This window comes from Paenibacillus sp. J31R34, assembly GCF_059383715.1.
In genome coordinates this window covers 1,254,544-1,281,542 of sequence record NZ_JBXENU010000001.1, presented here as the reverse complement: position 1 = coordinate 1,281,542, position 26,999 = coordinate 1,254,544, and the positions used below count along the sequence as shown (strand labels likewise).

Genomic DNA, 26,999 nt, shown 5'->3' with positions numbered 1-26,999 from the left:
GTTAAAGGAAAGAAGGGTCATTCCATGTCAATGAGTGAAACCAAGCTGCAACTTCAAGAACATGAAGGCGCTGTTTACGTGCTTACAGAAGCACAACGAAGAATATGGTACATGGAGCTGCTGAATCCCCATACCACGGTAGCCACACTTAACAGCTTACTTACCATCAAGGGGACGATACAAGAGGAATTGATTCTGGAAGTGCTGCAAAATCTTGCTCTTCGTCATGAAGCTTTGCGCATGCAATTGCTGTATAGGGAGGGGGAGGAGCCTCTCAGCTATGTTGTGCTTTATGAACCATTTGACATTCATGTTGTGGATTTAAGAGAAAGTGAAGCTGAAGCATGGCGGGTAAACGTCGATTTTCTGTCGCGTCAGCCATTCTCTCTTTTTGATTCCCCTTTATTTAAGTTCACATTGCTTCGGACTGGAGAGCAGGAAGCCAGATTGTTTTTGAGCATTCATCATATTATTGCTGACGGCTATTCGCTCAATTTGATAGGGAATGAAATCATTAGCGGCTATAGGGCCTTGCTTTGTCATGAGGAGCTTCCTAAGGAACCGTCGCCTGCTTGTACGGGGCTGCTGCAAAGTGAGGAACAATATTTGCAATCTTCCCGCTTTCTAAAAGATAAGGCCTTCTGGGACGAAGAGTTCAGCACGCTTCCCCCAATTACACGGATTGACTCCTCCCAAAGCGCGAGGCAGCTAGCGAGCAGTTCGGCAAGCTGTGTATATTATGAAATAGCTGCATCCGAAGCCAACGTTATCCATGCTTTCTGTGAGGGACAGCAAGTTTCCCCATTTAACTTGTTCGTGGCTGCTCTTTGTCTGTATTTGTCGCGAATTTGCGGCGATGAGGAGATCGTGCTCGGAACGATGTATGCCAATCGGACATCGCGGGAACAGAAAGCGATGGTGGCGATGCTGGTCAGCACGACACCTTTCCGTATGCGGCTGGATACTTCATGGTCGTTCGCAGATTTCCTGAAACAGGTGAAAAGCAAGCAAAGCGAGCTGATTCGGCATCAGAAATACCCGTTTAACCGGATTGTACCTGAGCTTCGCAACCAATTTGGTTTTACTGATGCGCTGCTACCTGTATTTTTCAATTACCATCCGATGGAGTGGGATGCGCTGCCCGCTGACGCACCTTTCCAATATGAGACGAAGCCGCTCGGAAATGATCATCAAGATAACGAATTGACGGTGCACATTCGCGAACATGTAAAAACAGGCGAGATGGCTATTCAAATCGATTATTTAACAGACCTGTTTGCACGCGAAGACATTGACCTTTTGATTCAACGCTTGCTGCATGTGATTAGAGAAGCCATAACAGATCCTTTGCAAGCGATAGGACGTTTTAACATTCTGCCTTCTTGGGAGCTGCAGGACGTACTGAGCTCGTACAGCTTTGGACGGCGGATGAAGCACCAACAAGAGCTTTTATTGCACGAAATGTTCGAGGCGCATGCTGCAAACACACCAGATCGTACCGCTGTTGCGGGATCTGACGGCTCGTCGCTGACCTATCGTCAATTGAATGAGCGAGCTAACAAGTTGGCGAGAACACTGGGTCAACAAGGCATACGCCAAGGGGAGCCTGTGGCCATTTTGGGAACACGATCTCCGCTCATCGTGACCGCTGTTCTTGCTGTATTAAAAGCAGGCGGGGCTTTCATTCCGCTGGATAATTCGCTGCCTGCTGAACGGCTGGCCTATATGGTGTCGGATAGCGAAGCACGTATCCTGCTTACGGCAGATGATGTCATTATGGCTATTCCTGACGACTGCCAAGTCATTGATTTGAGACAAGAGGCAAGCTATGGCGAGGATGGGGCCAATTTGCTACATCATTGTTCTGCTGAACAGCTTGCGTATGTCATCTACACGTCTGGAACTACAGGCAGACCGAAGGGGGTTATGGTCGATCAATTCAGTTGGGCTGAAACAGCGAGGTCTTGGGGCCATGAATATAAGCTGGAATTTATGGAGGTAAGGCTCCTGCAATTGGCGAGCTTTTCTTTTGACGTATTTGCTGGCGATTTGGCCAGAGCATGGCTCAGTGGAGGGCTGCTTGTCTTATGTTCGGACGAGGCTCGTCTCAGCTTGCCTCGTCTCCATGCCACTATCGTCGAATACGGCATTACGCTGCTGGAGTCGACGCCAGCATTGCTTGTACCGCTGATGGATTATATATATGAAAATGATTTAAGTACGGGGCAACTGCGGTTGTTAATTATGGGCTCTGACCGCTTTCCTGCGAAAGACTTTCAGAGGGTGCACGAGCGTTTTGGCTCTGCCATGCGCATTCTCAACAGTTATGGGGTAACGGAAGCATGTATTGATGCGTCCTATTATGAAATGGGGATGGAGGGCATCCTGCCTCAGGAAGGAAGCATACCGATTGGTCGGCCGCTTCCTCATGTCAATCTTTACGTGCTAGGTCAGGGTGGAACCTTACAGCCCGTTGGCGTGCACGGGGAGCTGTGCATTGGCGGAGCCAGTGTAGCTCGGGGCTACCTGAACAGACCGGAACTGACGGCCGAGCGATTCGCTCCAGATCCATTCGTTGAAGATGGGCGCATGTATCGCACAGGGGACCAGGCTTGCTGGCTGCCGGACGGAAATTTGCAGTTTCTCGGGCGCTTGGACGACCAGCTCAGTATTCGGGGCTATAGGGTCGAACCGGGCGAGATTGAAGCGCGTCTGCTAGAAATTGAATCCATCCGCGAGGCGGTTGTTGCTGTCATGCCAGATCGCCAGAGAGAGCTGGTGCTTTGCGCATATTACACAGCAGAAGCAGTGCTGGAAACGGCCGAACTGCGAGCATTTTTGTCTTCGATGCTGCCAGACTATATGGTGCCTGCTGCCTTTAAGAAACTGGAGAAACTGCCTTTAACAACAAACGGCAAAGTGGATCGCAGAGCTTTGCCTGCACTGGATGAAATAGTTTCCTCCAAATTATACATACGTCCAGTTACAGATGCGCAGCAGCGGATGGCTGCGTTATGGCAGGAGGTGCTGGGTCAAGAGCGGATCGGGCTGGAAGACAATTTCTTTGATCTTGGAGGCCAATCGCTGAAAGCCATAACGCTGCTGACGCGCATCCATCAGGAATTTCAGATAGAGCTCGGCTTGCGGGACATTTTTCAGGCTGTAACGCTCAAAGATTTAACCGAGGCGGTCAGCTCAGCCACCGAATATATTTACGAGTCGCTTATGCCTGCGCCACATCAGCCGTATTACCCGCTGTCATCTGCGCAGAAACGGCTATTTATGCTGCAGCAATTGGATGCTTCGGGTCTTAGCTACAATATGCCAGCTGTCTTGCATTTGGAAGGCCCGCTGGATAAGCAGCAGATGGAGGCAACATTGGGCGTCCTTATCGCTCGGCACGACGCTTTACGCACTTCATTTACAGTTGTTGATGGAGAGCCTGTTCAGCATGTGCATCAGCAGGTTGTCTTCTCCCTTCTTTATGAGGAAGCAGAGGAAAAAGAGGCATACGAGCAAATTTCGACTTTCATCCAACCGTTTGACCTTGGCATGGCTCCGCTGCTGCGGGCAAAGATTGTACGTATTGGGGAGCAACGGCATCTGCTCTTGTTTGACATGCATCATATTATCTCGGATGGTATTTCTGTGCAAATTTTGACCGGGGAGCTAGCTGCAGCTTATGCCGGAGAAACGCTGGAGCCGTTACAGCTGCAATATAAAGACTACGCTGTATGGCAGCAAGCCTACAAGTACACACAAGATTACGCCAAGCAGGAAGCCTATTGGCTGGATCAGTTTGCCGGAGACGTGCCTGTGCTTCAGCTGCCGACCGACGATCCTCGCCCGTCTGTACGCAGTTTTAAAGGAAACCGAGTAGACGCCGAGCTTCGGGGCGAGCTTGCAGCAGCGGTCCGGGAGCTGGCTCGCAAGAGCGGTTCCACCGTATATATGGTGCTGCTAGCAGCATACAGCGCGCTGTTGTCGCGAATCAGCGGGCAAGAGGAGATTGTTGTCGGAACGCCTGTTGCAGGGCGTCAGCACGCGGATCTGTCAGGCATGTTAGGTATGTTTGTCAATACCTTGGCGCTTCGCATGCACCCGGAAGGCGACAAAACGTTTGCCGCCTATCTGCGCGAAGTGAAGCAGACGGCATTGTCTGCTTTTGAGCATGGGAATTACCCATTTGAGGAATTAGCCCAGCGCATTGTTCAGCAGCGTGATCTAAGTCGCAATCCGCTCTTTGACGCGATGCTCGTTGTGGAGCATGCGGATCACGAGGAGTTTAAGCTTGCCAATGTCCATGTTACTCCGCACGCATTGGATTATACGGCAGCTAAGTTTGACTTGACACTCACCGTGACGGAGCGGGAGGAATGCTTCTCATTGAGATGGGAGTATGACTCCGCTTTGTTTGGACATCGTACGATAACACGCTGGAGCGATTGCTTCCATGAGCTGCTGGTTCAGGCTGCTCGCTCCCAGGATGCGAAGCTAGGGACATACGATATAGTAACGGGTCAGGAAAGAGAGCAATTGTTAGGCCGGTTTGCCGGGACTAAGAAAAACTATGGCCCAGCAACCTCGGTGCTAACGTTATTTGAGCAGCAAGCTATGCAAACTCCAGACCAACCGGCTGTCATTTGGGAAAAGGATGAGCTGAGCTACCGGCAGCTCAATGAGTGGGCAGAGCAGCTCGGCGCTGAGCTGCGGGGGCAGGGAGTGGGAGCGGACACGATTGTCGCTGTTATGACTCATCGTTCGTTAGAAATGGCGGTAGGCATACTGGCGGTCTTGAAAGCAGAGGGAGCCTACCTTCCGATCGATCCTGAATTTCCGATCGATCGCATCCGGTATATGCTAGGGGACAGCCGCCCTCAAGTGCTGCTTACGTTCAGAACGTATGAGCCGCTTGTTGCGGAACTCCAACAGGACATTTCTGTTTTGTATTTTGAGGACCACCCGCTACGGCAGATCCCAGTGAAGGCAGTGAAACGCTCGTTCGCTCCAGAACACTTGGCCTATGTCATCTACACATCGGGTACTACAGGGAAGTCTAAGGGCGTTATGATTGAACACGGCAGCTTGGCGAACACGATACAGTGGAAAAAACGCCACTATTCGTTTGGCCCGCAAGATAGAGCGTTGATGTTGAATCCTTTTATTTTTGATTCGTTTGTGACTCACTTTTTTGGGCCTATCGTCTCAGGGGCAGCCGTTGTTATTTTGAGTGATCAAGGCAGTAAAGATGCTTCAGCCATTCGCGAAGCGATCGTGAGCCATCAAATTACCCATTTGCAAAGCCCTCCGAGCTTCTACTCTGCCATGCTGGAAAGTATGATGCATATGGATTGGCGCTCGGTGCGAAGTGCGGTAGTAGCCGGCGAGGCGGTTGGCCTGCCTTTAATTCGTCGACTGAAGGCTATGAATCCCGATATGCAGCTGATGAATGAATACGGTCCAACCGAAAATACCGTCGTGACGACAGCAGTGGAACTAACGGAAGAGACGGCTGTAACCATTGGGCGCCCCATACCGAATGCGCGGGTTTATATTTTAAATGCACAAGGCATGCTGAATCCGCTCGGTGTACCGGGTGAGCTTTGCATTGCTGGGGCCGGCTTGGCCCGAGGGTATATGAATCAACAGGAATTGACGGCATCCAAGTTTACGGCTGATCCTTTCGTACAGGGCGAACGTATGTACCGAACAGGCGATTGGGGCAGGTGGCTGCCGGATGGCACGTTGGAGTATTTGGGAAGAATCGATCATCAAGTGAAAATTCGGGGGAACCGGATTGAACTCGGCGACATTGAGGCGCATCTATTAACGCTTCCAGAAATGAATGAGGTAACCGTCACTGTGATCGAGGAATCAGAGGGCAACGCCAGTTTATGCGCTTATTTTGTAGCGGAGCGGGAATACGCAGTGAAGGAATTAAGACAGCTGCTTGGCTTGGCATTGCCGTCTTATATGATGCCGTCTTATTTTGTTCAAATACCGCAAATGCCGCTGACTGCCAATGGCAAATTGGACCGCCGAGCGCTTCCGCTTCCTGACAGCAGCAATCTGACCAAAGATGGCAGCTACTTGGCTCCGAGATCAGAGGCAGAACGAAGGATGATCGAAGTGTGGCAGGAAGTGCTGGGCGTACGTCCGATCGGGGTTCGGGATGATTTCTTTGAACGAGGCGGGCATTCGTTAAAGGCCACGTTTGTTGTAGCTCGCATGCAAAAAGAGCTTCAGGCCGACGTTACACTGCGGGATCTGTTCCAATACCCGACCGTTGAGGCGATGACAGAAGTGATCGCAACCAGGTCGATGAAAATATTCGATGCTCTAGAGCTAGCGACGCAGATGGACTATTATCCACTTACGAGCGTGCAAAAAAGGCTATACGTGCTTCAACAAATGGAAGGAGCAGAAGTCAGCTACAACATGCCCGCCGTTCTGCGGATGGAAGGCATGCTGGACCCATTACGCTTTGAGTCCTCTTTGCAGCAGCTCATTTTGCGTCATGACGCGTTGCGAACATCCTTTGCATTCATCGACAACGAGCCCGTACAGCAAGTGCATGAGCATGTGCAGATAGCCGCAGCCTACCGGGAGGCGGAGCAGCAGCAGCTTGATGCCGTAATCGCGGAGTTTGTACGTCCATTCGATCTTGGACAGGCTCCTTTGCTGCGCGTGGAGGTTGTACGCGTGGAAGCACAGCTGCACTATGTGCTGCTCGACATGAACCATATGATCTCGGACGGCGTGTCAATGAGCATTTTTGTAGAAGAATTTACGAAGCTGTATGCTGGAGAAAAATTGGAACCGCTGCGGCTGCAGTACAAAGATTATGCCGTATGGCAGCAGAAATACGCCCAAAGTGCCGTGTATCTGGAGCAGGAGGGCTACTGGCTCCAGCATTTGGGCGGAAAACTGCCTGTGCTGCATCTTCCTGCCGATTACACACGTCCGGTTTTGCGCAGTTTTGCAGGGGGCCGAGTCGATTTCAAGCTAGGCAATAAGTTGTCGGAGGCGGTACAAAAGCTCGCGTTGGATAAAGGGGCCACCGTATACATGGTGCTGCTGGCGGCGTACAGTACGTTCCTGTCGCGGCTGTCCAACCAGGATGAGATCATCATTGGTTCCCCTGTTGCTGGACGTCCGCATGCAGATTTGTCATCCATGATGGGGATGTTTGTTAATATGCTGCCTTTGCGTACATTCCCTTCAGGACCAAAGGGTTTTGCTCAATTTTTAGAGGAAATCAAACAAACGACACTGGATGCTTTAGTGCATGCGGATTATCCTTTGGAGGATTTTGTGAATCAGGTTGTCAGAGAGCGGGATATGAGCCGCAATCCGTTGTTCGATGCCGTATTTGTGCTGCAAAATACCGATTTGTTGCCCATTGCGCTACCTGACTTGAGCGTAGAATCGTATCCGTTTGCCGAAACATCGGCGAAGTTTGACCTCACGCTTCAGGTTAACGAGCATCCGGACGGCTACTACTGCTCCCTGGAGTTTTCCACGGCATTGTTTGCTCGTGAAACGATAGAGCGCTGGTGCCGCTATTTTACGGACATGCTGCATCATGTAGTTGCTGAGCCGGATACGCGGCTTGCCGAAGCGAGGTTGCTTCGTGAGCAAGAGCAACATGAACAGCTTATGGCCTACAGCGGGCTACCTGTGTCGCCTGTGATACAAGTGTCTATTACAGAGCGTTTTCAAGAAATCGTCCATCATCATCCTGAACGGCTGGCCGTTGTATGCAGCGAGCGGCAGCTTACGTACGGGGCATTGCAGTGCCAGTCCTTAGCTGTAGCCGGGAACCTTATTAGAAAAGGGCTGCTGCCTCAAGCGGCTGTTGGTATTTTGGCCGAGCGCTCCATCGAGTTTGTTGTTGCAGTCATGGGCATTTTGCAGGCGGGCGGCGCTTACGTTCCTATGGATCCGGAGGCTCCGGATGACCGCCACATGTATATATTGAACGATTGTGGCGCGGAATGCTTGATCGTTGTTGGCGATTTGCGCGTGCCGGAACGGTATGAGGGATCGGTAATCAGGCTCGATGCTGATATGCTTCTGGAGGAAGGTCTGGAGGACAACGGGGAATCGCGCACGATCCGTAAAATTCGCAGCGATGATCCTGCCTATATAATGTACACCTCTGGCACAACAGGCAGTCCAAAAGGCGTGCTGGTCACACACGGCAATGTCGTCAACCTGGTGACAGGAGGCGGGTATGTGCCGTTTCATAGCGATCATCGTTATGCGCAGACCGGCTCGGTCAGCTTTGATGCGGCAACATTTGAAATTTTTGGTGCGCTGCTTCATGGCGGAGCGCTGTACCCGGTAGAAAAAGACGTACTGCTGAGCGCGAGACGATTAGGACATTTTATTGCAGCAAACCGCATTACGGTCATGTTTTTGACAACATCGCTATTTCACCACTTGGCCAATGAGGAAGCGGGAATGTTTGATGGGCTTCAGCATTTGATCATGGGTGGAGAAATATTGCTGCCGAAGCCTGTTCACGCTGTTCAGAAGGCTAGCCCGTCCATCACGTTATGGAACGGATACGGGCCGACGGAGAACACTACGTTTTCGACTGCCTTCCCTCTCAGTGAGACGTTCGGGATGACGAGCATTCCGATTGGACGGTCGATTGGCGGAACGACAGCCTACGTGCTGGGCGCTGGCGGTCAGATGCTTCCCGTTGGCGTACCGGGAGAGCTGCACCTCGGAGGTGCCGGTGTAGCCAAAGGCTACTGGAACCAGCCTGAGCTTACGAAGGAAAAATTCAAGCCTGATCCGTTTATTGAAGGTAAAACCATGTATGCAACAGGGGATTTGGCTCGCTGGCTGCCTGATGGCAATCTCGAATATATGGGACGAATCGATCAGCAGGTCAAAATTCGGGGATACCGGATTGAACTGGGCGAAATTGAAGCGCGTCTGCTGGTGCACGCCGATATTCGTCAAGCGTCAGTCGTCATTCGGAAAGATACACCTGGAAACGAAATGCTTTGCGCTTATTATGTTAGCGACGGTGTGATAGATCCTTCAAAATTGAGATATCAGCTGAGCACAGCTCTGCCTTTGTATATGGTTCCTGAGTATTACATCCGCCTTACGGAACTGCCGCTTACGAGAAATGGGAAGCTGGATCGATCGGCATTGCCTGCGCCTGCATACGATACAGCGGCAACTGCGCCATATGTTGCCCCTCGTACAACGACGGAAGCTCAACTAGCAGCAATTTGGGAGGACGTATTGCAGACGTCGCAAGTGGGAGCACGAGATAACTTTTTTGCACGGGGAGGGCACTCGCTAAACGCGATGACGCTGGCATCGCACATCCATCAAGTAATGAATGTGCGAGTGGAGATTCGTGATATCTTCCGTTTTTCGACTCTTGAAGCGCTGGCGCTCAGTATAGAGGAGCGAGGGAAAGACCTATTTGAGGGTCTGCGGCCTTCCGCTCCGCGTGACTACTATCCGCTGTCTTCCGCGCAAAAGCGGATGTACGTGCTGCACCAGCTTGAAGGTGCGGAAATGAGCTATAACATGCCTGCGGCTCTGCTATTCATTGGCCGAGTGGAGTTTGCCCGACTGGAACGCGCTTTTAAGGAGCTTATCGCCCGCCACGAAGTGCTGCGGACCAGCTTTGATATGCTTGATGGCGAGCCCGTTCAAAAAATTACCGCAGAGGTTGATTTCAATTTGGCTTACGGGGAAGCCGGAGACAGACCAATAGAAGAAATGATTCGGGCGTTCATGCGTCCTTTCGATTTGGGCCTGGCTCCGCTGCTGCGCATTCAGTTGACGAAGCTGACCGATACGCAGCATCTGCTGCTGTTTGATATGCATCACATCATCTCTGACGGGACTTCAATAAGTCTTTTCATCGAGGAGATGACAAGGCTGTACGCTGGCAAACGTTTAGAGCCACTATCCCTTCATTACAAGGATTACGCGGTATGGCATGCATTTAACAAACACTCGGAAACGTATGTCAAGCAAAAAGAATTTTGGGTACAGCAGCTTGGCGGTGAGGTCCCGATTCTTCATTTGCCGTCGGATTTCCCTCGTCCAGCTATAAAAAGCTTTGCGGGAAGTCGGCTGGATTTTGTCATAGATGCAAAATTGAGCACCCATGTAAAACAACTGGCGCAAGACACAGGGACTACTTTATTTATGGTATTGCTTGCTGCTTACAACGTGTTCCTAGCGAAAATTTCAGGTCAAGATGACATTATTGTGGGCACGCCGATTGCTGGTCGTCCTCATGTCGACCTGTCCGATATGATGGGGATGTTCGTGAACACGTTAGCCATTAGATCAATGCCGTCTGTAAACAAAACATTCAGGGACTACTTGGAGGAAATCAAGCAAGTTTCTTTGGCAGCGTTTGAACATGCGGACTACCCGTTTGAGGAAATTGTCGATCAAGTCGTTCAACACCGGGATGTGAGCCGGAATCCGGTATTTGATGCGATGTTCGCTTTGCAAAATATGAAACGATCTGTTCTGCATATGTCAGATGTCGAGATCATTCCTGTCCCGATGGAAAACCCGACGGCAAAATTCGATTTGTCTTTGTTTGTCAACGAGTCCGCAGATGAGCTGCATGGCAGCTTGGAGTATGCGACATCGCTGTTTGAGGCGGGTACCATTGAACGTTTTAAAGATCATTTTATCGCACTGCTTCGGCATACCGTGGCTGAGCCAGACGTCATGCTCGGCAAGGCGAATTTGCTTAATGAACAAGATTTGATGACTCTGCATCAGTGGATGGACGGGCCTGTGAAGAAGCTCGAAGACACAAATGTGCATCAGTTATTTCATAAACAGGCGGAGAAAACACCGGAAGCGGCTGCGCTCGTATTTGGCGATACCATGCTTACTTACGGGGAACTTGACCGTTTATCGGATCAAATGGCTGCTGCTCTACGACAAGAGCAGATCGGCGGCGGAAGCATTGTAGGGCTAATGGCTATACGTTCTCCCAAAATGATTATCGGTTTGCTTGGCATTTTGAAAACGGGAGCGGCCTTCCTTCCGATTGATCCTTCCTACCCTGAGGAACGAATTTCGTTCATGCTGGAAGATTCTAAAGTCTCTTGCCTGCTGGTGGATTCGGATTCCGCCAAAACGCATGATAACCTTGTCCATCGCAGCAAAACGAGAATCATCGAACAGCTTCTTGCGACAATTAGCTCCAGCGATACAAGTGAGGTCTCACGTGAGCAGCAACAGAGTCTGGCAGCGAACGAAAGCGGCCGACTGCTCTACGTCATCTATACGTCGGGTACGACAGGCAATCCTAAAGGCGTCATGCTTGAACACGGCAACCTCATCAACTTGATTATGCATCAATATGAGCATACTTCCATTCCGTTTGACAAGGATGTGTTGCAGTATGCTTCGTATAGCTTTGATGTGAGCTATCAGGAAATTTTCTCCACCTTGCTTGCCGGAGGAACGCTGCACTTGATCGAGGAGGAGATGCGCCAAAATGCAACTGCGCTTTTCCGTTATGTGGAGGATCGAGGCATTCAGACCTTGCTTCTGCCTTCGTCGTTTGTCAAATTCGTCTGGAACGATCCGACTTATGAATCGGTATGGCCGAAGTGCGTGAAGCATTTGATTACAGCGGGAGAGGCGCTAATTGTTGGTCATACACTACAGCAATTTTTGCGGGAGCAGGGCGTAACGCTGCACAATCATTACGGTCCTTCCGAGACGCATGTGGCTACGACGTATACGATAATGCCGAAAGAGCCGGTGGCTACGCTGCCTCCGATTGGTAAACCGATTAGCAATTCGTCTGTTTATATTGTCGATTCTTTGGGGCAACTGCAACCGATCAACGTAGCCGGCGAGCTGTATATTGGGGGCGCTTGTGTCGGCAGAGGTTACCTGCATCAGCCTGATTTGACAAGTGAGAAATTCCTTTCTAATCCATGGTCACCCGGAACCCGGATGTACCGAACGGGGGATAAGGCCCGCTGGTTGGCCGATGGAAACATTGAGTACTTAGGCCGTATCGATCATCAGGTTAAAATTAGAGGATACCGAATCGAACCGGGTGAGATCGAAACCAAGCTGCTAGAGTTGGACGGGATTCGCGAGGCTGCTGTAATTGCGCTGCAAGATGAACGCGGCAGCAATGAGCTGTGCGCTTATGTGGCAGGTGAGCGTGAATATACATTTGCCGAGCTGCGTGCAGCGCTTAGAACGATCTTGCCGGAATATATGATACCGGCCTATTTCGTGCAGCTTGCAGAGCTGCCGGTTACGCGTAACGGCAAAATTGACCGTAGGGCGCTGCCGAAGCCGACGGAAAGCTTGGCGGAAGGCGATTACGTCTCGCCACGGACGCAAGTAGAAACAAAGCTGGCTCTGCTGTGGCAGGAGGTGCTAGGGCTTGAGCGCGTCGGCATTCGCGACAACTTTTTCGAGCTTGGCGGCCATTCGCTCCGTGCGATGACGCTCGTATCGCGTATTCATCAGGTATTGGAGACCGAGGTGCCCCTGCGGCAGTTATTCCTTTCGCCTACGGTCGAAGGCCTGGCGGCCGTACTAGAAACAGCCGACGAGCGCGAATTTGAAGCGCTGGTGCCTGTGAAGGCTCAGGAGGCGTATCCGCTGTCCTCAGCGCAAAAGCGCCTGTACATTTTACAGCAGCTAGAGGGAGCGGAGCTTAGTTACAACATGCCAGTCGCTCTGCGTCTGTCGGGACCGCTGGATCGTCAGCGGCTGGAAAGGGTGCTGCAAGCGCTGGTGGCCCGCCACGAATCGCTGCGGACAGGGTTCGCAGTAGTGGACGGGGAGCCGATGCAGCGTATTATGGCGACTCCCGTGTTCTCGGTGACTTACGAGGAGGCGGCAGAGGAGGAAGCGCAGGAGCGCGTTCGTACCTTCCTTCGTCCATTTGACCTCAGCGAAGCGCCGCTGCTGCGGACGACAGTGGTGCGTATGGGCGAAGCGAGTCATTTGCTATTGTTCGACATGCATCATATTATTTCCGACGGCACGTCGATGAGTATATTTGTCCAGGAGTTTACGAAGCTGTACGGAGGAGAAGAACTGGAGCCGCTGCGTTTGCAGTATAAAGATTATGCGGTTTGGCAGCAAAGCTACCGGGAAAGCGCGTCTTATCGGGAGATGGAGCGCTACTGGCTGAAGCAGTTCGCCGGGGAGCTGCCGGTGCTGAGCCTGCCGCTTGATTATCCGCTTCCGGCGGTGCGCAGCTTCGAGGGAGCGTACGTAGAATTCGAGCTGGACAGCGAGCTGTCAGCAGCGCTGCGGGAGCTGGCCCGGGCGAATGGAGCGACGTTGTATATGGTGCTTCTGGCGGCGTACAGCGCGTTGCTGGGTCGGTTAAGCGGTCAGGAGGAGCTGATCGTGGGCACGCCGATTGCGGGCCGTTCGCATGCTGACTTGCAGGGCATGCTGGGGATGTTCGTGAACACGCTGGCGCTGCGACTAAGCCCGTTGGGGGAAAAATCGTTCTCCGCCTACTTGCAGGAAGTGAAGCAGACGGCGCTAAGCGCCTTCGAACACGGGGACTACCCGTTCGAGGAATTGGTGGAGCAGGTGGTCAGGCAGCGAGATTTGAGTCGGAATCCGCTTTTTGATGCGATGCTGGTGTTGCAAAACACGGAGCAGTCGGAGCTGGAGCTGGCGGATCTGCAATGGACGCCGTACCCATTAGAAAGCGGAGCGGCGAAATTCGATCTGACGCTGTCGGTGAGTGAAGAGGAGCAGGGCATGCGCTGCACGTTTGAATATGCGGTGAAGCTGTTTGAGCAGGGCACGATAGAGCGCTGGGTGGTTCATTTTACGGAGCTGCTGCGTCAAGTGACCCGCGATTCGCATACAACGCTGGGAAGCATGGACTTGCTGACGGCAGGTCAGCGGGAGCAGTTGCTGGTGCAATTCAACGCTACGGAGCTGGAGCTCCCTGAGAACGCGACGGTGCACGGGCTATTCGAGCAGCAGGCTGCACGAACGCCGGGTCATCCGGCGCTGGTGAGCGGACTGTCCGTGTGGACGTACGACGAGCTGAACGGACAAGCCAACCGCATCGCGGGCTGGCTGCGCGCGCATGGCGTGAGCAGCGAAGACCGTGTCGGTGTGCTGCTGTCCCGTTCGCCTTGGCTGATCGCCGCTCTGCTGGGGATTATGAAAGCTGGTGCGGCCTATGTGCCACTGGATCCAGCGCTGCCAGCCGGCCGCATCGAAGGGATGGTTCGAGATGCTGGAATCGGCATTCTCTTAAGCGAAGAAGCCCAGCGGGAAACGGTGGCGGGCTGGGTAGAAACCCCGCTGCGTCAGGTGCTGTGTCTGGAGGAGCAGGGCTCTGACGGACAGCAGAAGGCTTCAGATGGACAGCAGGAGGAGCATGCCTCAGATAGACAGGAGAAGGAGCAGGCTTCGCAGGTGAGGTTCGCCTCTGTGGAGGAGCTGAAAGCTTATTCTACGGCATCAACGGAGGTGGAGACCTGCGCTGAAGGCAGCGCGTATGTCATCTACACCTCGGGGACGACCGGCACGCCGAAAGGTGTGGTGGTGGAGCATCGGAACGTGGTCAACTTTATGACGGGGATGGTGGAAGCCCTGCCCTTTGCACCATCTGCAACCATGCTCAGTGTGACGACGGTGTCCTTCGACATCTTCGTGACGGAGAGCTGGGTACCGCTGAGCTGCGGCATGCAGGTGCTGCTGGCGAGCGAAGCGGAGCAGCAGGACCCCGCGCAGCTGGCTGCGCTGCTCACGAAGCATCCGGCCCAGATGATGCAGACGACACCTTCCCGGCTGGTGATGCTGCTGGAGGATGCGCGCAGTGCAGCAGCGCTGCGTCCGATGCAGGCGCTGCTGATTGGTGGGGAGCCCTTCCCTGCTACGCTGGAAAGACAATTGCGGGGTCAAACGGAGGCGGAGCTGTACAATATGTACGGGCCGACGGAAACGACGGTTTGGTCGACGTTTGAACACCTGAGAGAAGTGGGCGAAGGCGGAAAAATGAGCATCGGCCGTCCGCTGGGGAATACGCAGGTGTATGTGCTGAACGAGGCGCTGCAGGTGCAGCCGATCGGAGCGGTGGGAGAGCTGTGCATTGGAGGAGCAGGCGTAGCCCGAGGCTACTGGGCCCGCGAGGAACTGACGAAGGAGCGGTTTGTCGCGCATCCGTTTGTGCCCGGGGAGCGAATGTACCGGACCGGCGATTTAGCCAGGTGGCTGCCGGATGGTCGGCTGGAGCATATGGGCCGGATGGACCATCAGGTGAAGATACGGGGTTACCGGATCGAGCTGGGTGAGGTGGAAGCGCATCTGCTGCAAATCGAAGGGGTAAAAGAAGCGGTAGTGACGGTGATCACTGGAGAAAGGGAGACGGACGCAGCGGAATTGTGCGCGTATGTGACGGGCAGCAGCGAGCTGGGAGCGAAGGAGCTGCGAAGCCAGCTGGCCGAGGGACTTCCCTCGTATATGCTCCCGTCGTACTTCCTATTCCTGCAGGAGATGCCGTTAACGCCTAACGGGAAGCTGGATCGCAAGGCGCTGCCGAAGCCGGAAGTCGGGGGGCAGAGCGAAGCGGCGTATGTCGCGCCACGGACACCAGTCGAAGCGGAAGTTGCGCGGCTGTGGGAGGAAGTACTGGGACTTGAACGCGTCGGCATTCGCGACAACTTCTTTGCGCTTGGCGGCCATTCGCTCCGGGCGATGACGCTGGTATCGCGTATGCATCAGGCATTGGAGACGGAGGTGCCGTTAAGAGAGGTGTTTCTTTATCCGACCGTTGAAGAGCTGGCAGCGGTGATTAGCGTACGGGAACAGAAGGCATATGCGGCCATTCCACGAGTGGAAGCCAGAGACTACTATCCGCTGTCCTCGGCGCAAAAACGGATGTACCTTTTACAGCAGCTAGAAGAAGCGGGGAAAAGCTACAATATGCCGGGGATGCTGCTGCTGGAAGGACCGCTAAACCGAGCGCGTTTTGAAGCAGCGTTCGGGCTCCTGATTGCCCGTCACGAAACACTGCGTACCGAATTTGAGCTGGTGCAGGGCGAACCGATGCAGCGGGTAAAGGAAGCGGTTGACTTTGAGGTTGCCTATGTAGAGGCAAGCAAGGAGGAGGTCGAAGCCCGTGTGCGCGATTTCGTGCAGCCGTTTGACCTCAGCGAGGCGCCGCTGCTGCGGGTCGAATTAATCGAATGGGCGGAAGAGCGCTATGTGCTGCTGCTGGATATGCATCACATCATTTCTGATGGCGCGTCGATGGATATTTTGGTGGAGGAATTCGCCCGTCTCTATCGGGAGGAGAAGCTGCCTGAGCTGCGGATTCAGTACAAGGATTATGCAGTTTGGCAGCAGTCTGAGGCCAATAAAGAACAAATGAAGGAGCATGAAGCCTACTGGCTGAAAGCCTTGACTGGAGAATTGCCCGTGCTGGAGCTGCCGACGGACGCCGCACGTCCAGCGGTGAGACAGTCCGATGGAGCTGCGTTTGACTTTGAGCTCGATTCGCATCAGAGGGATGCGTTACATGAGCTTGCTGCTCAGCATGGATCGACCTTGTATATGGTGCTGCTCGCGGCGTATACGATTTTGCTGCATAAATACTCCGGGCAAGAAGACATTATTGTCGGTACGCCGATTGCAAGCAGAATGCATCCGGACATAGAGCCGCTCATTGGAATGTTCGTCAATACCCTTGCGATCCGCACATATCCGCACGGCAGCATGCCGTTTTTGAGCTATTTGCAGGAAATGAAGGAAACGGCGCTCGGAGCGTATGAGCATCAGGACTACTTGTTTGAACAATTGGTAGAAAACGTGCAGGTTAATCGTGATTTAAGCCGCAATCCAGTGTTTGACGCCATGTTTGTCCTTCAAAATACAGAAAACACAGGCATTCGTATGGAAGGGCTTGAACTAAAGCCATATCAGAGCGAATACGCGATAGCTAAATTCGACCTTGTTCTGGATGTTCGGGAAGAAAGCGACGGACTATCATGCAGCCTACAGTACGCAACAGCTTTGTTCAATAGGGAAACGGCACAGCGGATGGCGAAGCATTTTGCTCATTTGGTAGACAGCATTATTGAAGCACCTGAAGTAGAAATTGCCGATCTGAGCATGCTGAGCAGTAAGGAGCTGGCACAGATTTTGCACGGTTTCAACGATACATCAGCGGAGTATCAGCGGGAGAAGACGATTCAGCAGCTGTTTGAGGAGCAGGCGCAGCGAAATCCGAATGCTGTAGCCGTTCGGTTTGAGCAGGGGCAGTTGACGTATCGGGCGTTGAACGAACGAGCAAATCGCTTGGCCCGAACACTGAGAGCTGCGGGTGTGAAGCCTGATCAATTGGTGGGCATTATGGCCGAGCGCTCGCTGGAAATGGTCGTTGGCTTGATGGCGATTTTAAAAGCAGGGGGCGCATATGTGCCGATTGATCCGGACTATCCGCAGGAGCGAATCAGCTACATGCTGGAAGACTCCGGGACGCAGGTGCTGTTGGTTCAGGAGCATCGGCAGCAGCAAGCTGTGTTTGAAGGCACGGTCATTTTGCTTGATCATGAGCAGTCTTATCATGAAGATGGGGCCAATCTGGAATCCGTCAATGTGCCGAGCAATGCGGCCTACGTCATCTACACATCGGGGACGACAGGCAAGCCGAAAGGAACCTTGATCGAGCATAAAAATGTTGTGCGGCTGCTGTTCAACAGCAAAAACCTGTTTGATTTCGGCCCGTCGGATACGTGGACGCTGTTCCACTCGTTCTGCTTTGACTTCTCGGTATGGGAGATGTACGGGGCTTTGCTGTACGGCGGGAAATTGGTCATCGTGCCGTCGCTTGCGGCAAAAAATCCGGCGCAGTTTCTGCAATTGCTTGCTGAGCAGCAAGTGACGATTTTGAACCAGACACCAACCTATTTCTACCAATTGCTGCGTGAAGCGCTGGCAGAGGAAGCGCCGATGCTTAGCGTGCGCAAGGTCATTTTTGGTGGTGAGGCATTAAGCCCGCAACTGTTAAAAAACTGGAGAGCGAAATATCCGGCGACGCAGCTGATCAATATGTACGGCATTACGGAAACGACGGTACATGTCACGTACAAAGAGATTACCGAGGTAGAGATTGAGCAGGCGAAAAGCAATATCGGCCGTCCGATTCCTACGCTAAAAGTATACGTGCTGGATGCAAAGCGCAATTGCGTGCCTGTCGGTGTAACTGGGGAAATGTATGTAGCTGGCGAAGGGCTGGCGCGTCTGTATTTGAACCGTCCTGATTTGACAAATGAGAAGTTTGTTGACAATCCTTTTGATGCTGGCGCAAAAATGTACCGTTCCGGGGATTTGGCAAGATGGCTGCTAGATGGCAGCATCGAGTATTTGGGCCGAATCGACCATCAAGTGAAAATTCGCGGGTACCGTATTGAGCTTGGCGAAATCGAAACGCAGCTGACCAAGGTGGAAGCGGTGCAGGAGGCAATCGTTCTCGCTTGCGAGGATGGAGGCGGAGAGAAGCTTCTTTGCGCGTATTTTGTAGCAGATCAGCCGTTTGCGGTAAACGAGATAAGAAGCCTGCTATCGCAAGAGCTGCCGGGGTACATGATTCCGTCGTACTTTGTGCAGATGGATCGGATGCCGCTGACATCGAACGGAAAAATCGACCGCAAAGCGCTGCCAGCGCCTGAAGGCAGATTGCAAACAGGAGAGGAGCTTGTTGCGCCGCGCACGTCGCAGGAAGCGGAGCTTGCGGAAATTTGGCGGGAAGTGCTCAAGCTGGAACGGGTTGGTATAAAGGACAATTTCTTTGAGCTTGGCGGCCACTCTTTAAGGGCAGCAACGCTGGTAAGCATGGTACGTAAAGTGATGAATGTGGACCTCCCGCTGCGAGAGGTATTCCAATACGCTACCATTGAGCAGATGGCGTATGCGATTGGTAAGCTGGAACAAGCTTCTTACAGCTTCATTCCTTCCATTATTGAAGAAAACGAATTTTATCCACTGTCCTCAGCGCAAAAGCGTCTGTACGTGCTACAGCACCTAGAGGGAGCGGAGCTTAGTTACAACATGCCAGTCGCTCTGCGTCTGGTGGGAGCGTTGGATCGTCAGCGGCTGGAAAGGGCACTGCAAGCGCTGGTGGCCCGCCACGAATCGCTGCGGACAGGGTTCGCAGTAGTGGACGGGGAGCCGATGCAGCGTATTATGGCGACTCCCGTGTTCTCGGTGACTTACGAGGAGGCGGCAGAGGAGGAAGCACAGGAGCGCGTTCGTACCTTCCTTCGTCCATTTGACCTCAGCGAAGCGCCGCTGCTGCGGACGACGGTGGTACGTGTGGACGAAGCGAATCATTTGCTGCTGTTCGATATGCATCATATTATTTCCGACGGCACGTCGATGAGCATATTTGTCCAGGAGTTTACGAAGCTGTACGGAGGAGAAGAACTGAAGCCGCTGCGTTTGCAGTATAAAGATTATGCGGTTTGGCAGCAAAGCTACCGGGAAAGCGCGTCTTATCGGGAGATGGAGCGCTACTGGCTGAAGCAGTTCGCCGGGGAGCTGCCGGTGCTGAGCCTGCCGCTTGATTATCCGCTTCCGGCGGTGCGCAGCTTCGAGGGAGCGCACGTAGAATTCGAGCTGGACAGCGAGCTGTCAGCAGCGCTGCGGGAGCTGGCCCGTTCGAGCGGGGCGACGTTGTATATGGTGCTGCTGGCGGCGTACAGCGCGTTGCTGGGCCGGTTAAGCGGTCAGGAAGAGCTGATCGTGGGCACGCCGATTGCGGGACGTTCGCATGCTGACTTGCAGGGCATGCTGGGGATGTTCGTGAACACACTGGCGCTGCGACTAAGCCCGTCGGGGGGGAAATCGTTCTCCGCCTACTTACAGGAAGTGAAGCAGACGGCGCTAGGCGCCTTCGAACACGGGGACTATCCGTTCGAGGAGCTGGTGGAGCAGGTCGTCAGGCAGCGGGATTTGAGCCGCAATCCGCTTTTTGATGCGATGCTGGTGTTGCAAAACACGGAGCAATCGGAGCTGGAGTTGGCGGATCTGCAATGGACGCCGTACCCATTAGAAAGCGGAGCGGCGAAATTCGATTTGACGCTGTCGGTAAGTGAAGAGGAGCAGGGCATGCGCTGCACGTTTGAATATGCGGTGAAGCTGTTTGAGCAGGGCACGATAGAGCGCTGGGTGGTTCATTTTACGGAGCTGCTGCGTCAAGTGACCCGCGATTCGCATACAACGCTGGGAAGCATGGACTTGCTGACGGCAGGTCAGCGGGAGCAGTTGCTGGTGGATTTTAACGATACAGGAGCAGAAGCGCTGCTTGAGCAGCCATCGACGCTGCATGCGCTGTTTGAGGAGCAAGCGGCGAAGACGCCGGAACGTGTCGCCGTCGTTTGCGGGGATGAGGCCTTGACCTACCAAGAGCTGAACGAACGCAGCAGCAGAATGGCGCATCATTTGCTTAAGCGCGGCGTAGCGCCAGCAGATGTCGTTGCCATCATGCCTGAGCGTTCCGTGGAACTGATCATTGGCATCCTTGGCATTTTGAAAACGGGCGCTGCTTATGTGCCGATTGATCCCGATTATCCGGCAGAACGGATTCATTTTATGCTGGAGGACAGCAGAGCTCGTTTTTGCCTGACGAATCAAGCACATCTTCATCAAGTTAAACAATCAGCAGTGGAGGTTCTTCTACTAGACGGGTTAGAAAAACTAGAGGAGCATTCCGACCAGCCGTTACCTGAAATTCTTCCGACAGATGCAGCTTACATCATTTATACGTCCGGTTCGACCGGGAGGCCGAAAGGCGTTATGATCGAACACCGCTCTGTCGTTCATTTGTGCAGATGGCATCAGGCCTATTTTGATATGAGTGCAACAGATCGGACAACCCAATATGCAGGTATTGGTTTTGATGCAGTGGTGTGGGAAATATTCCCTTCCCTTACGATAGGAGCCGCCGTGCATATAGTACCGGAAGATTTGCGTCTGGACCCTGCCGCCTTAAATGCCTATTTCGAGGAAAAAAGCATAACGGTCAGCTTCTTGCCGACACAGGTGTGCGAACAATTTATAATGCTGGAAAATCGTTCTCTGCGCGTTTTGCTGACGGGCGGGGATCGTTTGAAGAAAATCAGTCATACTCGATATGCTTTATACAACAACTATGGACCTACAGAAGGTACAGTGCTTGCTACAACGGCCCGAGTGGATGTATCCCTTCCTGTCATACCGATCGGGAAGCCCATTTCTAACACCAGAGTGTATGTACTTACCCAGGAGAACGGCTTGCAGCCTGTTGGTGCTGTTGGTGAACTGTGCATAAGCGGAGTCGGTCTAGCCCGAGGATACTGGGATAGAGCGGATCTGACTGCGGAAAAATTTGTGTCGAATCCGTATGAGCCAGGGGAGCGAATGTACCGTACGGGAGACTTGGTTCGCTGGCAGACGGATGGTTCCTTGGCGTATGTGGGACGCAGGGATGAACAGGTGAAAATTCGCGGTTACCGCATCGAACTCAGCGAGATTGAGGCGGTGCTGCTGCGGGGGACAGGGGTTCGCGAGGTCATCGTGCAGGCGCTGCCGGATGCGGGTGGCAGCCTTCAGCTGTGCGCCTACGTCGTAGGCAGCGAGCTGGAGATTGCGGGGCTGCGCAGCTTGCTGTCGGCTTCCTTGCCCGCCTATATGGTGCCAGCCTCCTTCGTGCAGATGGAGAGCCTGCCGCTCACGGCCAACGGCAAAGTGGACCGTCAGGCGCTGCCGATGCCAGAGGCTCAGGCCTCGCACCTTCCGTATGCTCCGCCTCGCACGGCGATGGAGCACGCGCTGGTGACGGTGTGGCAGCAAGTGCTCGGCGTGCCCGAGGTGAGCATCCATGACCATTTCTTTGATCTGGGCGGCGACTCGATCAAAGCGATTCAAGTCGCTTCCCGGCTGCTGCAAGCCGGGTACAAGATGGAAATGAAGACGTTATTCCGCTATCCGGTGGTGGCGCAGCTAAGCACCCATCTGACGGCGATTACCCGCACGGCGGAACAAGGAGAGGTACACGGAGCGGTGCCGCTGACGCCCATTCAGCGCTGGCTGGTGGAACGTGATTCCGTCGACCTGCACCATTTCAACCAGGCGGTCATGTTGTATCGGGAAGAGCGGTTTGACCGCATGGCGCTGAGCGTGGCGCTGCAGTACCTCGCCACCCATCATGACGCGCTGCGGATGACGCTGACGCAGGCCGAGGACGGCAGCTATGTCGCTTGGAACCGGAAGGTGGCAGACGGTGAGCTATACAGGTTGGACGTTTTCGATTTCCGGGGTGAGCCCGGATGGAGCGAAAAGGTCGAAGCCGCTGCCGCTGAGCTGCAAGGCAGCATTTCGCTGGCGAGCGGCCCGCTCATGAGGCTGGGCTTGTTCCAATGCGGCGATGGGGATCATTTGCTCCTCGTCATTCATCACTGGGTCGTGGACGGGGTATCTTGGCGAATTCTGTTTGAAGATTTTTCCACTGCTTACGAGCAAGCGGTACAAGGGGAAGACATCCGGCTGCCGCAGAAAACGGACGCATTCCAGACATGGGCGCAGCAATGGAGCGCTTATGCAGGAAGTCCGGCAATGGAGGCGCAGCGTGCGTACTGGAAACGGATCGTAGAGCTGGCGGTTCCGCCGCTGCCTAAGGATTACGACGCAGGAGCTTTAGGAGCTTCAGAAGCTTTAGGAGCCACCACGCTAGCAGCTAGCCAAACGCTGGCTGTGGAGTGGTCGCAAATCCAGACGCAGCAACTGTTGAAAGAAGCGCACCGCGCCTACGGAACGGAGATTAATGACTTGCTGTTAACGGCCCTGGCGAAGGCGGTTCAGGCGTGGAGCGGTATGGCGCGTGTGGGGATCATGCTGGAAGGACATGGCAGGGAAACGATCCTCCCGGATGTGGATGTCAGCCGGACGGTCGGCTGGTTCACGAGCGCGTATCCGGTGGTGCTGGAGATGAAGCCAGCGATGAGCTTGTCGCAGCAGATCAAGCGAGTGAAGGAAACGCTGCGAGCGATCCCGGATAAAGGGGTCGGCTACGGGCTCCTGCGTTATGTGTCCGAACAGGTGGAAGGAGAGGACTGGTCGTGTGACCCCGACATATCCTTCAATTACTTGGGGCAGTTTGATCAGGATTTGGAGCGCAGCACGCTTCAGCTGTCCCCGCTGTCCTCGGGAGAGGCGATCAGTAGTAGAAGACAACGAGCTGCGGTGCTGGAATGCAACGGGATGATCGCGGGGGGAACGCTGCGCCTGACCATGAGCTACAGCGCGGCGCAGTACCGCCCAGCGACGATGGAGCAGTTCGCGGAGCGGTTGAAGCAGAGCTTGGAGGCGGTGATTGCGCATTGTGTGGCTCAGGAGCGGACGGAACTGACGCCAAGCGATGTGCGGCTGCCGGACATGACACAGGAAGAGCTGGATGCGTTGGTGCAGCGAAGCGCAGTCATCGGGGAGCTGGAGGAGGTGTACGCGCTGACGCCGATGCAGCAGGGCATGTTGTTCCACAGCCGTCTAGAGCCGCAAGTGGGAGCCTATGTGAACCAGATGCAGCTGACGCTGCAAGGGGAATTGGATGTGGCAGCGTTTGAACGAAGCTGGCAAACGATCGTTCAGCGGCATGCGGTGCTGCGGACGAGCATCGACAGCGGGTGGAGAAAAGAGCCGCTGCAAGTCGTGTACCGCGACCGGCTGCTTCAGCTTGCGTATGCCGATCTGTCGCTGAAACCCGCCACGGAGCAGGAAGCTGGCGTGGCGCAGTGGCGGACGGCGGACCGGCGGCAGGGCTTTGATGTGGAAGCGGAGAGCCTGATGCGGGTGGCGTTGTTCCGCACAGGGGAGCATACGCACGAATTGGTTTGGAGCTTCCATCATATTGTGATGGACGGCTGGTGCTTGCCGCTGGTGATGGAGGAAGTGCTGCGCACCTACAGCGCCTACATCTCGGGTAGCGCAGAGGAGCAACAGAAGCAGGAGCAGGAGCAGTCAAAAGGTCCGGCGTACAGCGCCTATATTCGCTGGCTGTCGGAGCAGGATGAGGCGTCGGCGCGGCACTACTGGAAGGAACGACTGGCGGGCTGCGAAGCACAGGCGGCGTTCCCGAAACGCCAGCGCCAGACATCAGGCTATGAAGCGAGGCGTGTGAGCGGAGTCGTGCCACGGGAGCAAAGCGAGCGAATCGCGGCGGCGGCCAAAGCGCATGGCGTAACGATGAACACACTGCTGCAAACGGCATGGGGATTGTTACTGCACCGCTACAGCGGCAGCCGGGATGTGGTGTTTGGCGGGGTGGTGTCGGGCCGACCTGCCGACCTTCCGGGCGTGGAAAGCATGATTGGACTGTTCATCAACACGCTGCCCGTTCGGGTCGCGTGCGAGGGTCAGGATACGGCGGCAGATGTGCTGCGCCGGATGCAGGCGGACGCACTGGCTGCGCAAGCCTACGGCTACTATCCGCTGCATGAGATCCAGGCGCATGGCACCGGAACGAGAGAGCTGTTTGACCATATTTTAGTGTTCGAGAATTATCCGATGCCGACAAGCTCGGAAGCCTCCCTGGATGCGAGCGGACTGGTGATTACTGGCGTGCAGGCGGACGAACAAACGAATTATGACCTGAATGTGATGATTCAGCCAGGAGAAGAGCTAGTCGTACATTTCGACTATAACGGACAGGTGTACGAACAAGGGGCTATGGAGCGGGTGCAAGGTCACTGGCTGCAACTGGTGGAACAGATCGTGAGCCAGCCGAACGTGCCGGTCACGCAGTTGGAGCTGCTGACGGCAGGTCAGCGGGAGCAGCTGCTGGTGCACTTTAACGCTACGGAGATGGAGCTTCCTGAGAACGCGACGGTGCATGGGCTATTCGAGCAGCAGGCTGCGCGAACGCCGGGTCATCCGGCGCTGGTGAGTGGACTGGCCGTGTGGACATACGGCGAGCTGGACGGACAAGCCAACCGCATAGCGGGCTGGCTGCGCGCGCAGGGCGTGAGGAGTGAAGACCGCGTCGGTGTGCTGCTGTCCCGTACGCCTTGGCTGATCGCGGGTCTGCTGGGGATTATGAAAGCTGGTGCGGCCTATGTGCCACTGGATCCGGCGCTGCCAGCCGGACGCATCGAAGGGATGGTTCGAGATGCTGGAATCGGCATTCTCTTAAGTGAAGAAGCCCAACGAGAAACGGTGGCGGGCTGGCTAGAAACCCCGCTGCGTCAGGTGCTGTGTCTGGAGGAGCAGGGCTCTGACGGACAGCAGAATGCCTCAAATGGACAGCAGAAGGAGCAGGCTTCGCAGGTGAGGTTCGCCTCCGTGGAGGAGCTGAAAGCTTATTCCACGGCATCAACGAAGGTGGAGACCCGCGCTGAGGGCAGCGCGTATGTGATCTACACCTCCGGGACGACTGGCACGCCGAAAGGTGTGGTGGTGGAGCATCGGAACGTGGTCAACTTTATGACAGGGATGGTGGAAGCTCTGCCCTTTGCGCCATCTGCAACCATGCTCAGCGTGACGACGGTGTCCTTCGACATCTTCGTGACCGAGAGCTGGGTACCGCTGAGCTGCGGCATGCAGGTTCTGCTGGCGAGCGAGGCGGAGCAGCAGGACCCTGCCCAGCTGGCTGCGCTGCTCTCGAAGCATCCGGCCCAGATGATGCAGACGACGCCTTCCCGGCTGGTGATACTGCTGGAGGATGCGCGCAGTGCAGCTGCGCTGCGTCCGATGCAAGCGCTGCTGATTGGCGGGGAGCCCTTCCCTGCCACGCTGGAAAAACAATTGCGCAGTCAAACGGAGGCGGAGCTGTACAATATGTACGGGCCGACGGAAACGACGGTCTGGTCGACGTTTGAACACCTGAGAGAAGTGGGCGAAGGCGGAAAAATGAGCATCGGCCGTCCGCTGGGGAATACGCAGGTGTATGTGCTGAACGAGGCGCTGCAGGTGCAGCCGATCGGAGCAGTGGGAGAATTGTACATCGGAGGAGCCGGGGTAGCCCGAGGCTACTGGGCACGCGAGGCACTAACGAATGAACGGTTTGTCGCGCATCCGTTTGTGCCCGGGGAGCGGATGTACCGAACCGGCGATTTAGCCAGGTGGCTGCCGGATGGTCGATTGGAGCATATGGGCCGGATGGACCATCAGGTGAAGATACGGGGTTACCGGATCGAGCTGGGCGAGGTGGAAGCGCATCTGCTGCAAATCGAAGGGGTAAAAGAAGCGGTGGTGACAGTGATCGCTGGCGAAAGGGAGACGGACACAGCGGAATTGTGTGCGTATGTGACCGGCAGCAGTGAGCTGGGAGCGAAGGAGATGCGAAGCAAGCTGGCAGAGGGACTTCCCTCGTATATGATTCCTTCCTATTTCATATCCCTGACCGAGATGCCGCTAACACCTAACGGGAAGCTGGATCGGAAGGCGCTGCCGAAGCCGGAAGTCGAGGCGCAGAGCGAAGCGGCGTATGTCGCGCCACGGACACCAGTCGAAGCGGAAGTCGCGCGGCTGTGGGAAGAGGTGCTGGGACTTGAGCGTGTCGGCATTCGCGACAACTTCTTTGCGCTTGGCGGCCATTCCCTCCGGGCGATGACGCTGGTATCGCGTCTGCATCAGGCATTGGAGACGGAGGTGCCGTTACGAGAGGTGTTTCTTTATCCGACCGTTGAAGAGCTGGCAGCAACTTTGGATGTAGCCGACGAGCGCGAATTTGAAGCGCTGGTGCCCGTGAAGGCTCAGGAGGCGTATCCGCTGTCCTCAGCGCAAAAGCGCCTGTACATTTTACAGCAGCTAGAGGGAGCGGAGCTTAGTTACAACATGCCAGTCGCTCTGCGTCTGTCGGGACCGCTGGATCGTCAGCGGCTGGAAAGGGCACTGCAAGCGCTGGTGGCCCGCCACGAATCGCTGCGGACAAGGTTCGCAGTAGTGGACGGGGAGCCGATGCAGCGTATTATGGCGACTCCCGTGTTCTCGGTGACTTA

1 protein-coding gene (running past one end of the window) is annotated in these 26,999 nt (G+C 54.6%); it reads left to right on the top strand.

All coding sequences use genetic code 11. The annotated features are described in order from the left end of the window. Nucleotides 1-24 precede the first annotated feature (24 nt). Nucleotides 25-26,999 carry the 5' portion of a non-ribosomal peptide synthase/polyketide synthase gene (locus AC50YG_RS05150; RefSeq protein WP_494825154.1) on the top strand. It continues 14,386 nt past the right edge of the window, so 26,975 of the gene's 41,361 nt are visible here — the first part of the coding sequence; its start codon is at nt 25-27; its stop codon lies beyond the right edge, outside the window.